The 12,339-nt window shown below is 65.4% G+C and carries 8 protein-coding genes and 1 pseudogene; 2 read left to right on the top strand and 7 right to left on the bottom strand.

Translation table 11 applies throughout. From position 1 onward, the window contains the following. Positions 1-36: 36 nt before the first annotated feature. Positions 37-1,506, top strand: a pseudogene (locus QX071_RS09675) (chloride channel protein); the annotation flags it as partial. Between the two features lie 137 nt (positions 1,507-1,643). After that, a complete protein-coding gene (locus QX071_RS09670; RefSeq protein ID WP_315701045.1) occupies positions 1,644-3,149 on the top strand; it encodes an ATP-binding protein in 1,506 nt (501 codons plus the stop codon). Positions 3,150-3,309: 160 nt separating this feature from the next. Here the strand turns inward: QX071_RS09670 and argC are convergent, their stop codons facing one another. The 7 genes from argC to QX071_RS09635 all read right to left on the bottom strand — a co-directional run bounded on the left by argC (position 3,310) and on the right by QX071_RS09635 (position 12,141). Continuing rightward, positions 3,310-4,287 carry an N-acetyl-gamma-glutamyl-phosphate reductase gene (argC, locus tag QX071_RS09665; protein ID WP_315728512.1) on the bottom strand — a complete coding sequence of 326 codons (978 nt, stop codon included), beginning with the start codon at positions 4,285-4,287 and terminating at the stop codon, positions 3,310-3,312. Between the two features lie 271 nt (positions 4,288-4,558). Further along, a complete protein-coding gene (locus QX071_RS09660) occupies positions 4,559-5,254 on the bottom strand; it encodes an ABC transporter ATP-binding protein (RefSeq protein ID WP_315728514.1) in 696 nt (231 codons plus the stop codon). Next, positions 5,254-6,003 (bottom strand): ABC transporter ATP-binding protein, encoded by a 750-nt coding sequence (locus QX071_RS09655; RefSeq protein WP_315728516.1) that lies wholly within the window; start codon positions 6,001-6,003, stop codon positions 5,254-5,256. Before QX071_RS09655 ends, QX071_RS09660 begins: the two co-directional genes overlap by 1 nt. Next, a complete protein-coding gene (locus QX071_RS09650; protein ID WP_315701049.1) occupies positions 6,000-7,304 on the bottom strand; it encodes a branched-chain amino acid ABC transporter permease in 1,305 nt (434 codons plus the stop codon). The genes QX071_RS09655 and QX071_RS09650 overlap by 4 nt, the downstream gene beginning before the upstream one ends. Then, positions 7,301-8,248, bottom strand: coding sequence for a branched-chain amino acid ABC transporter permease (locus tag QX071_RS09645; protein WP_315701050.1), 948 nt, complete (start codon positions 8,246-8,248; stop codon positions 7,301-7,303). Before QX071_RS09645 ends, QX071_RS09650 begins: the two co-directional genes overlap by 4 nt. Positions 8,249-8,384: 136 nt before the next feature. Then, entirely contained in the window at positions 8,385-9,617 is a 1,233-nt protein-coding gene (locus tag QX071_RS09640; RefSeq protein ID WP_315701051.1) for a branched-chain amino acid ABC transporter substrate-binding protein, read from the bottom strand. A gap of 397 nt (positions 9,618-10,014) precedes the next feature. Next, positions 10,015-12,141, bottom strand: a complete 2,127-nt coding sequence (locus QX071_RS09635) for a phosphocholine-specific phospholipase C (RefSeq protein WP_315728518.1) — start codon at positions 12,139-12,141, stop codon at positions 10,015-10,017. Positions 12,142-12,339 lie beyond the last annotated feature (198 nt).

Below are 12,339 nucleotides of genomic sequence, written 5' to 3'. Positions count from 1 at the left end.
ACACCCGTTCGCGAACTCACAGCACCATGACGGGGCGAAGCGATCCTGATCGGCGAGAGCCGCATGTCGCCGAAGGTGGCCGTCCTGAAGCCGCTCTCCTCCGCCATCTCGATCGGCTCGGGCGGACCGTTCGGCGCCGAAGGGCCGATCATCATGACCGGCGGCGCGATCGGCTCGCTGTTTGCACAGTGCTTCAGCCTCAGCGCCAACGAACGCAAGACCCTGCTGGTGGCCGGCGCGACCGCCGGCATGACCGCGATTTTCGGCACGCCGATCGCCGCCGTGCTGCTGGCGGTGGAGCTGCTGCTGTTCGAATGGAAGCCGCGCAGCCTGATTCCGGTGCTCACGGCATGCGCACTCTCGGCCGTGTTGCGTCCTTACGTGCTCGGCTCCGGGCCGTTGTTCGCATTTTCCGGGAGTCTGAACCTCTCAGGCTGGGTCCCGCTGATCTGCGTCGGCGTGGGTCTCGTCGCTGGACTGCAATCGGGCCTGCTGACCGGGCTGCTCTACAAGGCCGAGGATCTGTTCGGCGCGCTGCCGATCCACTGGATGTGGTGGCCGGCGCTCGGCGGGCTTGCCGTCGGGCTCGGCGGTCTGATCGAGCCGAGGGCGCTGGCGGTCGGCTATGACGTGATCGGCGACCTGCTCGCAAACCATGTGACGGCCAAGGAGGTCGCGCTCATCCTCATCGTCAAATCGACGATCTGGATCGTCGCGCTGGCCTCCGGCACCTCCGGTGGCGTATTGGCGCCCCTGCTCATCTTCGGCGGATGCCTGGGCTGGCTCGAAGGGCAATACCTGCCCGGCGATGCCAGCGCCTGGGCGCTGGTCGGCATGGCCGCCATGATGGGCGGCACCATGCGCTCGCCCTTGACCGGCGTGCTGTTCGCGGTCGAGCTGACCGGCAATCTCTCTTTGCTCATGCCGTTGCTGATCGCGACCGGCACGAGCTACGCCATCACCGTCCTGATGCTCAAGCGATCGATCCTGACCGAGAAGATCGCGCGGCGCGGCCAGCACATCGTGCGTGAATACGCCATCGATCCGTTCGAGCTGCTGCGCGCCGGCGACGTCATGGTGCGCGATGTCGACACGCTTCCGGCCGAGATGCGCCTGGAAGAGGCAATCGATTTCTTCTCGACCGAGGAGCCGCGCCACAAATCCTATCCGATCCGGACCGAGGACGGCCGCATCGTCGGCATGGTCAGCCGGGCCGACATCCTGCGCTGGCGCACGGAAGCGCCCGCCGGCGAGGTCACCCTCGCCGACCGCTTGTCGGGCGATGCCATGATCTTGGGATATGCAGACGAGACCGTGTCCCAGCTCGCCGATCGCATGGCGGCCGAGGGCGTCGGCCGGGTGCCGATCGTCGATCCCGCCACGATGCAGCTCGTCGGGCTGGTTGCGCGCAAGGACCTGCTGCACATCCGCCGCACCTGGCGGGCCGCGGAGGAGACAAGGGTGGCCTATTTCACCTCGTTCGCCCGCCCGGCCGCGGTGGAGTGATCGGGCGCGCCGTCCCGATCGATCCAAGAATCCACACCCGCATGTGGAACGCGGGACAACCCGCCTTCACCGCTCGACGCGGCGGCTGCGGCTTGCTAACCGCCTCTCTCTTCGAGGCTGGTCTTGAGTCGGGGCACATGACGGTAGCGATCGAGATGGGGCAGACGATGGCAGGGGGCCCTGCGTCTGTCGACCTCGAGGAACTGCTGGCGACGCGCCTGCTGGTGCAAGGCAATTCGGGCTCCGGCAAGTCGCATCTGCTGCGGCGCCTGTTGGAGCAGAGCGCACCCTGGGTGCAGCAGACGATCATCGATCCCGAGGGCGATTTCGTCACGCTGGCGGAACGGTTCGACCATCTCGTCATCGATGGCGAGGAGCAGACCGAGCGCGGCCTGGAAGTCGCGGGCGAACGCGCGCGCATCCATCGCGTCTCCACCGTGCTCAATCTCGAAGGGCTGGACGCCGAGAACCAGATGCGGCGCGCGGCTGCGTTCCTGAACGGGCTGTTCGATGTCGGGCGCGACCATTGGTATCCGATGCTGGTGGTGGTGGACGAGGCGCAGCTGTTCGCCCCGGCGGTGGCCGGCGAAGTCTCGGACGAAGCGCGCAAGCTGTCGCTGTCGGCGATGACCAACCTGATGTGCCGCGGCCGCAAGCGCGGGCTGGCCGGCGTGATCGCCACGCAGCGGCTGGCGAAGCTCGCCAAGAACGTCGCGGCGGAAGCCTCGAACTTCCTGATGGGGCGCACCTTCCTGGATATCGACATGGCGCGCGCGGCCGATCTGCTCGGCATGGAGCGGCGGCAGGCGGAGGCCTTCCGCGACCTCGAGCGCGGGCATTTCATGGCGCTCGGCCCTGCCCTCTCGCGCCGGCCGCTGGCCCTGCGCATCGGTGCGACCGAGACCAAGCCGCGCAATGCGACGCCGCGGCTGTTGCCGCTGCCGGAAGCGAGCCTCGAAGACGCACGCGCCATCATCCTGGCCGCGCCGCCGCCGGACACCACCCGGCCGCAGCGCCGCACGCCGGCGCCCGACCTGCTGGAGCAGCTGATGGCGGCGAAATCAGCCGCGCTGGAGGCGGCGCCTGAGCCGGCCATTCAGCCGCTCAGCGCCGAGGAGATCGCCGAGCGGCGCGCGCGCGTCGACCGCGTCCTGGTCGCGCTGCTCGCGGAGCCCGAGGCGGGCTTTCGCGCCGTCGGCGTGCTGTATCAGGAATTCGTGGTCCGCTGCCGCATCGAGGGTCTCGGCACCGACGTGCCCGACTTGAGCGACTTCCGCCGCATGCTGGCGCGCGCCCGCGCCGGCCTCGGCGCCGATGTGGCGGAGGACGAGGCCTGGCAGGATGTCTCGCTACGCGCCTCGCTGCTGCCGGAGGACATGCAGGGCGTGTTCATGATGATCGCGCGTGCGGCGAAGGAAGGCCGGCCGTGCCCGAGCGATGCCGCGATCGCACGGGCCTATGGCTCGCATTCGCTGCGCCGCGCGCAGCGCCTGCTGACCTACATGGAGGACCAGGGCCTCATCGTCTGCCAGCTCGACGGCGCCGGACGGCGCACCGTGACGCTGGTCGAGCTCGCCTGGGCCACCGCGCCGGCCGATCCCAACGCCGAGGAGATGCCGGCCGAGCAAGGCTGCGGCTCTTAGATCATGATGCGAGGAAGGAATCGCATCATCTCATCTCTTTCAGAGGCGCAACAAGCCGCCATAAGATAGCCGCCGCAAATTTGCGGCGGACCATGCTTTCACATGTGACGCCAGGCGCTACAGGCGTGGGTGAAGCGAGGCGCTTCATGAGCGCAAAATTTCATGGCCAAACAGGTGCGCCGTCCAGTCCCGCGGTTTCTGGCAGGCCGCAGATCAGGTTCGCATTCTGCACCGCCTGACCGGCCGCTCCCTTGCCGAGATTGTCGACCACGCCCATCGCGATCACCAAGTTGCGCTCTGGATCCGCCGCATAGCTGACGAAGGCGAGGTTCGAGCCGGTAGCCCATTTGGTCTGCGGCGGCTTGTCGGTCACGCGGACGAACGCCCGCCCGGCGTAGAAGCCCCTAGCCGCGTCCAGGCACTGGCCCGTGGTGGCGCTGCCGCGGCAGTAAATGGTGGCGAGTACGCCGCGGGTCATCGGCACCAAGTGTGGCGTGAACACCAGCCCGGCCGCGCTGCCACCGCTCAGCCGCTCGATCGTCTTGGCAATCTCGGGCATGTGGACGTGCTTGAGCAAACCGTAGGGCTGCAAGTTCTCGTTGCTCTCGGCGTAGCCGAACTTGCTGTCGGCACCACCCCGACCGGCACCGGAGATGCCGGTCTTGACGTCGATCACGATGTTGCCAGGCTCGATCAGCTTGTTGACCAGCAGCGGCGCCAGCGCGTTCAGCGTCGCCGCGGGGAAGCAGCCGGGGTTGGCAACGCGGATCTGGCCCTCGATCTGGGCTGGCCAGACGTCGGCCAGGCCGTACGCCCAACCCTCGACGTAGCGGTGGTCGCCGCCGATGTCGACGATCTTCACGTCCTTCGGGACGCGCGCCAGCGCCTCGGCCGAGGCGCCCGTGGGCAGCGACGCGAACAGCACGTCGAGCTTCGGCAGGCTCGCAGGGTCCCACTTCTCGATCACCAGCTCGGCCAGCTTGGCCGGCACACCGGGGAAGCGGTCCACCAACCGGCTGCCGGCGCTGCCCTCGCCCGCGGCGTAGATCAGCTCGAAAGACGGATGGCTCGCGACCAAGCGCATCGCCTCGCCGCCGCCAAAACCGCTGATCCCGACAATGCCGACGCGAATGCTCATGGTGGTGTCCTACTGCTGAGTGAGCGACAAGTTTAGCGAACTCGCGCAGCCGGCAGGGTGGCTCAGGCCAGGCTGGCGTTCCACGAACACCAGCCAGTTGCGCGGGTCGCCGGGCATGTCAAGCGAACCGGTCGCGATTCTTGCTGAACGGCACATCCATCGCCAGGCTGACAAACCAGCGGATTGCTCCGTCAGTTGCCGGTCCGAGCGGATCGGGTGGAGGTGATTGCAGCGGCAGCTTGCGCAGCAGCGAGAGTTTCTCAGCAGCCTGCTAGACCTCCAGCCACTCCTTGCGGACGGCGTCGTTGGCGCGGAGCGCCTCGGGCGTGCCTTCGAACACGATGCGGCCGTGGCCCATGATGTAGACCCGGTGCGAGATCCGCAGCGCGATCGACAGCTTCTGCTCGACCAGGAGGATCGCCACGCCTGCCTTGGCGATATGCGCGATCAGATCGCCGACCTGCTGCACGATCAGCGGCGCCAAGCCTTCGGTCGGCTCGTCGATCATGATCAGGTCGGGGTCGCCCATCAGCGTCCGGCAGGTCGTCAGCATCTGCTTTTCGCCGCCGGACAACACGCCGGCCGCAGTGTCGGCGCGCGCCGCGAGATTGGGAAACATCTCCAGCATCTGCTCCAACCGCCACTTGCCGGGACGGCGGGTGTCCTTGATGCCGAGCAGGAGATTCTGCCGCACCGTGAGCCCGGGGAAGATGTCGCGATGCTCCGGCACGTAGCCGAGCCCGAGCCGCGCGATCTTGTAGCTCGGCAGGCCCGCGATATCCTTGCCCTTGAAGCGGATGGCGCCCTGCGGCGGCACCTCGCCCATGATCGCCTTCACCGTGGTGGAGCGGCCGACGCCGTTGCGGCCGAGCAGGCTCACGACCTCGCCGGCCGCAATCGACATGTCGACGCCCTGCAGGATGTGGCTCTTGCCGTAATAGGCGTGCAGGTCCCTGACCTCGATCATCAGTTCGCCTCCTGCCCGAGATAGGCTTCCTTGACCTTGGGATTGCCGCGGATCTCCTCCGGCGTGCCGGAGGCGATGATGCGGCCATAGACCAGGACCGAGATGCGGTCGGCCAGGCCGAACACCACGCTCATGTCGTGCTCGACGATGACAAGCGTGCGCCCTTCCGTGAGCCGGCGGATCAGCGCCACCGCGCGCTCGGTCTCGGCATGGCTCATGCCCGCGGTCGGCTCGTCCAGGATGATGACATTGGCGCCGCCGGCGATGGTGATGCCGATCTCCAGTTCGCGCTGCTCGGCATAGGTCAAAAGGCCCGCCGGCACGTCGCGGCGATGGCTCAGATGAATGTCCTCCAGGATCTCGGCGGTTCGCTGGCGCACCTCCGGCAGATCGTCGACATTCTTCCAGAAGGCATAGCGATGGCCGGTGGCCCACAGCACGGCGCAGCGGACGTTCTCCCACACGCTCATGCGCGCGAAGACGTTGGTGACCTGGAACGAACGCGACAGGCCGCGCCGGTTGATCTCGAACGGCCGCAGGCCGGAGATGAGGTCGCCGTTCAGCCGGATCTCGCCCGAGGTCGGCTTGATGTAGCCGCTGATCAGGTTGAACGTCGTGGACTTGCCGGCGCCGTTGGGGCCGATGATGGCGTGCCGCTCGCCTTGCGCGACGCTCAGATTGAGGTCGTGGATGATGCTGACATTGCCGAAGCGCTTTTCGACGGCACGGACTTCGATGGCTGCGGTCACGCGAGAACCCCCCGGTCACGGGCAACAGTGGTGGCACGGTCCCAGGCTTCCGCAATCCGCCGCCAGGTGATGCGCGCCGCGATGCCGCCGCCGACGACCAGGACGGCAGCCACCGCCCAGGTCGCGGGCTTGGTCGCATCGAAAGCGATGCCGAACAGGTTGATGATGCTGCCCTCGCTTGCGGTCGCACTATAGCGGGCCACCGTCTCGATCGAGAGGATGACGCCGCAGGCGAGCGCCAGGGTCGGCAGCGCCGCGACCAGGTAGGACGGGATCACCAGCCCAAGCGACCGCGCCCGGATCAGCGGCCGGTGCATCATCAGGAGGCCGGCGATGCCGTTCGGCGCGAACATCACGATGCCGATGAAGATGATGCCGAAATAGAGCTGCCACACGCTGGTGAGGTTGGTCAGCCCAAGCTGCAGGTAGGTCACGAGAATGGCGCCGACGATCGGACCGAAGAAATAGGAGGTGCCGCCGATGAAGGTCGCAAACAGCACCAGGCCCGACTGCACCGCGCCGAGATAGGCGGAGTTCGCGATCTCGAAATTGATGGCGGCAAGGCTACCGGCAATGCCGGCGAAGAACCCGGCAAAGCCGAAGGCGAGATAGCGCACGACGTGCGGATCGTAGCCGATGAACTCGACGCGGCCGGGATTGTCGCGCACCGCATTGCAGATGCGGCCGAGCGGCGTGCGCGTCAGCGCATACATCGCGATCGCCGAGATCAACAGCCAGGCGGCGATGAGATAGTAGACCTGGATCTGCGGCCCGAAACTCCAGCCGAACACATGCGGCAGCGCCGTGCGATCAGTGGTGATGCCGGATTCGCCCCCGAACACGCTGCGCAGAATCAGCGAGGACGATGCGACCAATTCGCCGATGCCGAGCGAGATCATCGCAAACACGGTGCCGGCGCGCCGCGTCATCACCCAGCCGATCAGAAGCGCAAAGCAGAGCCCGCCAAGCCCGCCGGCCAGCGGAATCAGCGGCAGCGGGATCGGCCAGCCATAGCTGGTGACCGCATTCATGACGTGGACGGCAGCGAAGGCGCCGAGCCCGTAATGCACGGCATGGCCGAACGACAACAGCCCGGTCTCGCCGAGCAGGATGTTGTAGGACAGCGCGAAGATGATCGCGATGCCGATCAGGCTGAAGGAGGTGAGCGAGCCGCCCGAGGAGAAGATCAGCGGCAGCACGACGAGCGCGAGGCCGCCGATCACCCAGATGCCATAGAAGCGCAGGCTCTGGGTGGATGGGGTTGCGGCGATGGGCGGAGCTGAGGTCACGGTCGAGGTCATGTTTCGCGGGTTCCGAGCAGGCCCATGGGACGCACGATCAGGATCACCACCAACAGCACATAGGGCAGGACCGGGGCGATCTGAGCGATCGTGACATTCCAGATGTCGGTGAGGACCGAGGGGCCGACGCCCGGATCGAGCGGCCCGAACGCGCTCGAGAGCGAGCCGTTGAGCGCAACCGCAAAGGTCTGCACCAGCCCGATGAAGAGCGAGGCGATGAAGGCGCCGGGCAGCGAGCCGAGGCCGCCGAACACGATGACGACGAACAGGATCGGCCCCAGCAAGGCCGCCATGTCCGATTGCGTCACCAGCGCCGGCCCGGCAATGACGCCGGCCAGCCCGGCCAATGCGCTGCCGACCCCGAACACCAGCATGAAGACACGCCCGACATTGTGGCCGAGATGCCCGACCATGTGGGGATGCGTCAGCGCCGCCTGCACGATCAGCCCGACCCGGGTGCGCTTGAGCACGACCAGGAGTGCGACGAAGATCGCGATCGAGACCGCGAGCATGAAGAGCTTGTAGGCGGGATAGTTGGTGGAGAAGATCGTAAACGCCGGGAAATCCAGCGCCGCCGGCACGCGATAATCCACCGGACTCTTGCCCCAGATCATCGAGACGATTTCCTCGATGGCGAAGGCAAGACCGAAGGTCAGCAGCAATTCCGCGACGTGGCCATGCTTATGGGCGTTGCGCAGGCCGTAGCGCTCGACCGCCATGCCGACCGCGCCCACCAGCAAAGGCGCGAGCACCAGGGCCGGCCAGAAGCCGATCCAGACCGTGAGCTGATAACCGAAGAATGCGCCCAGCATGTAGAAGCTGGCATGGGCGAAGTTCAAGACGCCCATCATGCTGAAGATCACAGTCAGCCCGCTGGACAACAGGAACAACAGCATCCCAAACAGGACGCCGTTGAGCGTCGAAATCACGATCAACTCGAGCACGATTCATCCATAAGCATTCGCTCCGCTAAGCGCGGAGCAGCAGAATTGAAAGCGGCCCCGCCCGGCCCCGCGGGCAGGACGGCGGCGCAAATCTCGGCGCCTGCTCCGGCCATCCGGAACAGGCGCCGGGCACGCATCAGGGCCGCGCCATCTTGCAGGTGGTGGGCAACATCGTCTGCGGCGTGTCGACCTTCGCCACTAGGCGCCAGCCCCAGCCGGTATTCTCCTCGTCGAACGGCTCCTTCTCGCTGCGGCTGCCGAAGGAGGAGATGTAGATCGGCTGGAAGAACTGATGGTCGTCCTTGCGCATCACGCCGCTGCCGCCATCGAGAACGTCGAACTTCATGTCCTCGAGCGCGGCCGCGACCTTCACCGGGTCGAGCGAATTGGCCTTTTCGGCCGCAGCCTTGAACATGCGCATCTCGTTGACTGCGCGCGGATACCACAGCGACAGGCCGGTCTTGGCGCGGAACGCCTTTTCGAAATCCATCGCGGCCTGATCGCCCGAGTTCGCAAAGCCCTCGGTGATTTGGAACACCTGATGGTCGAGCCCCGTCTGCTTGATCGCGGTCGGGCCGCCGGCGCCGCCGGCATAGTAGGTGTACCAGTTGACCTTGAGGCCCGCATCGGCCGCGGCCTTGAGCAGCAGCGCGATGTCCTGGCCCCAATTGCCGGACACGACGCTGTCGGCGCCGGACGCCTTGATCTTGGCGATGTAGGGCGAAAAGTCGGTGATCTTGAGCAGCGGATGCAGCTCGTCGCCGACGATCTGGACGTCGGGGCGCTTGGCGGCCAACATCTTGCGCGCCTCGGTGCGGACCGACTGACCGAACGAATAGTCCTGGTTGATCAAATAGACCTTCTTGATGGACGGAATGCCCTTCATGTAGTTGGTGAGCGCTTCCATCTTGATGTCGGAGTTCGCATCCCAACGGAAATGCCAGAAGCTGCACTTCTCGTTGGTCATGCTCGGATCGACCGCGGCATAGTTGAAGTAGAGCACTTCCTTGCCGGGATTTCGCGTGTTGTTCTTGGCGACGAAATCCTCCAGCGCCGCGCCGACCGAGGAGCCGTTGCCCTGGGTGATGTAGTGGGCACCGGCGTCGATCGCCTTCTGCGCCTGGACCAGGCTTTCCTGTGGGTTGGTCTTGTTGTCGAGCGGCAGGATCTCGACCTTGCGGCCGAGAATGCCGCCCTTGGCGTTGATCTCGTCGGCGAGAAACTGGAACGTCTTCAGTCCGCCTTCGCCAACGCTGGCACCGCCACCGGAGAGCGGATCGATATAGCCGATCTTGACCGTATCCTCCGCGTAGGCGGTTCCACACAGCATCGGCAGGGTCAAGGCGATGACCCTCGTCATCTTCAGCATCTTCTTCGTTTCCTCACTGACATGATCGCTTGGCATTGGTGCCTCTCGCACGGCACAATTGCGGTCATACTGCGGGAACGAAACCGCGTTGACAAGTCCTGCTGCGACGCAAGCTGTGCGCCTGCTTCAGAATGTCTCGCGATATTTAACGGCGAAGCGCGAGAGCCGCTGCCTCTCGGCCACTGTCGCCTCGGCCGATGGCGCCGTTATCTCGCGTGCTGGAAATTCCGTGAGCCGCACACGACAGGCAACTGCGATCCGGCACCTGCCGCGCCAACCGAACGCGTCCGCATGCTGGACGCGGACGATTGCCGGGTAGGATCGGCAGCGTCAGTTTCAAAAAGCGGAACGCCCGGACTTCCGCCCGGGCGTTCCTCGATGGCTGCCGAACCAAATGTCAGGTCGCCGCGATCTTGCCCATCGCGGGATCGCTGGTCGTGCTCCGGCCGTTCTCGACGTGACCGGCGAGCTGCCACCTGAAGCCGGCATCGGTATCGGTCGTCACCGTCAGGTCGTACCAGCCGTTGTTGTTGTGCACATGGACCATGGTCTCAAACTTCTCGCCATGGCGCAGCCGGTGCGTCCGGCTCCTGCCGGTGTAGTTATCGACGAGCGTCACGGTGCAGATCGCGCCCTTGTTGGTCAGGATCAGACCGAGACCGTACACGTCGTTGTCGGCGTCCTCATTGGAGAAATCCAACGAATCGATGTCGACGTTGGCGACATTGGCCCCCAAGCCGCCGCCCTTGAAGCTGCGGAAGAAGCCGTTCGGCCCGTAGACCGAGAGATCATACTGACCGGCAGTGCCGGCAAGATCCCAGACATCGTTCAGCGATTTGTCCTGCTCGACCGTGTAGCTCCACGGACCCAGATTGCTGTTACCCGAACGCACGTGGAAGCAGACGCCGGCATCGCCCGGATTGGCGAAGCGGATCGCGAACCTCTTCTGCGCGAGATTGGCAGAGCCGTCGACCTGAAGATTATAGGGCAGCGGCCGGGCGGGACGGACGCCCTGCTCCTGCACCGGCATCACCTGCTTGGCCGGCGGGACCGGATGATAGTTATCATAGCGGGTGCCGGTGGTGACGTCGCTGGCGGGCGGCGCAACCGTCGGCGGCAGCGGCGGCAAACCTTCGTTCGGCGAACGGAAGTTGAAGGCCGAGGTGAGGTCGCCGCAGACCGCGCGACGCCATGCCGGGACGTTCTTCTCGAACAGGCCGGGCGCCGTGCGATGGAAGCGTTTCTCGATGAACTGGATCACCGAAGTGTGGTCGAACACTTGCGAGCAGACGAAGCCGCCGCGCGACCAAGGCGAGACGGCCAGCATCGGCACGCGGACGCCAAGCCCGTACGGACCCGGGACATGACTGCCGTCGCCGGCGAACAGATCGGTGCTGGTGTCCACCGTCGACTGGCCATACGCCTTGGACGGCGCCGGATAAGGCCCGACCACGTGGTCGAAGAAACCGCCGCCCTCGTCATAATTGATCAGCAGAACGGTTTTGCTCCAGAGCTCCGGATTGGAGGTCAGGATGTCCAGCACCTTCGATACGTACCAGGCCCCGGGGCCGGGCAGCCAGTTCGGGTGCTCGCTGAAGGCCTCCGGCGCCGCGATCCACGACACCTGCGGCAGCGTGCCGTTCCTGACATCGTTGCGCAGAATGTCGAACAGGTTCTCGAAGTTGCCGCCATTGGCGATGTTGGTGCCGCGCAGCGCCTTCTCATAGAGCGGGCTGCCGGGCTGCGAGTTCTGGTACTGGTGGAAATAGAGCAGCGAGTTGTCGCCGTAATTGCCGATCCAGGGATTTTCGGTCCAGCCCCAATAGCCGGAAGCGGTCAGGCCGACGCCGATATCCTGATAGATCTTCCAGGAGATCCCAGCCTTTTCCAACAGTTCAGGGAAGGTCGACCAATCGTAGCCGGCTTCCGCGTTGGTGATGACCGGGCCGCCGTTCTTGCCGTCATTGCCGTCCCAGCCGGTCCACATGTAATAGCGGTTCGGATCGGTCGGCCCCATCACCGAGCAGAAATACGAATCGCAGACGGTGAAGGCATCAGCCAGCGCGTAGTGCCAGGGCAGATCCTGACGGTTCATATAGGTCATGGTCGTGGTCCCCTTGTTCGGGAGCCACTGGTCATAGTTGCCGTGATTCCAGGCCCTCTGGCCGTCGTTCCAGCCGTGGGCCACGTCTTCGACGTAAGTGTTGGCCGCATTGTCGACGCGGAACGGCATCACGCTGGTGTTGCCGTTCGGCTGCTGCCAGACCGGATTGCCGTTCGGCAGCTTCACCGCACGCGGATCGTTGAAGCCGCGGACGCCGCGCATGCTGCCGAAATAATGATCGAACGCCCGGTTCTCCTGCATGAGAACCACGATGTGCTTGACGTCCTCGATGGTGCCTTGACGGTTGAAGGCCGGAATCGCATGCGCCCGCTCGATGCTCTGAGTCAGCGCGGCCGTAGCGGCCGACGCGCCCAGCAGGCGCAAGAATTCACGACGATCATGACGCTTGTCATTCGACATCTATTCACTCCCCAAAGTGATGCGTCGGCTCGATTAGGGGCGCCCGGTAACAGCTGCGTGACCGAACGATTAAAGATGTGTGGCGGGAGCGCGAACTGGTCGAGCAGAGGCGCGTCGATTGACCGCACGCGCAACAGCACGCGAGCCCCGCGCCCTGAACGAGGCTGCAGACAGTTGGCCGCTTGCGTCACGAGAGGC

This window comes from Bradyrhizobium sp. SZCCHNS1022, from assembly GCF_032484835.1.
In the GTDB taxonomy this organism is placed as follows: Bacteria; Pseudomonadota; Alphaproteobacteria; order Rhizobiales; family Xanthobacteraceae; genus Bradyrhizobium.
Note: the sequence above shows the minus strand (reverse complement) of the source record. Positions and strands in the feature narration are given on the sequence as shown.

Excerpts from the sequence above, each read along its gene's own strand:
- QX071_RS09670 (WP_315701045.1), top strand. The coding sequence starts at position 1,644 with ATGACGGTAGCGATCGAGATGGGGCAGACGATGGCAGGGGGCCCTGCG.
- argC (WP_315728512.1), bottom strand. The coding sequence starts at position 4,287 with ATGAGCATTCGCGTCGGCATTGTCGGGATCAGCGGTTTTGGCGGCGGC.
- QX071_RS09660 (WP_315728514.1), bottom strand. The coding sequence starts at position 5,254 with ATGATCGAGGTCAGGGACCTGCACGCCTATTACGGCAAGAGCCACATC.
- QX071_RS09650 (WP_315701049.1), bottom strand. The coding sequence starts at position 7,304 with ATGACCTCGACCGTGACCTCAGCTCCGCCCATCGCCGCAACCCCATCC.
- QX071_RS09640 (WP_315701051.1), bottom strand. The coding sequence starts at position 9,617 with ATGCTGAAGATGACGAGGGTCATCGCCTTGACCCTGCCGATGCTGTGT.
- QX071_RS09635 (WP_315728518.1), bottom strand. The coding sequence starts at position 12,141 with ATGTCGAATGACAAGCGTCATGATCGTCGTGAATTCTTGCGCCTGCTG.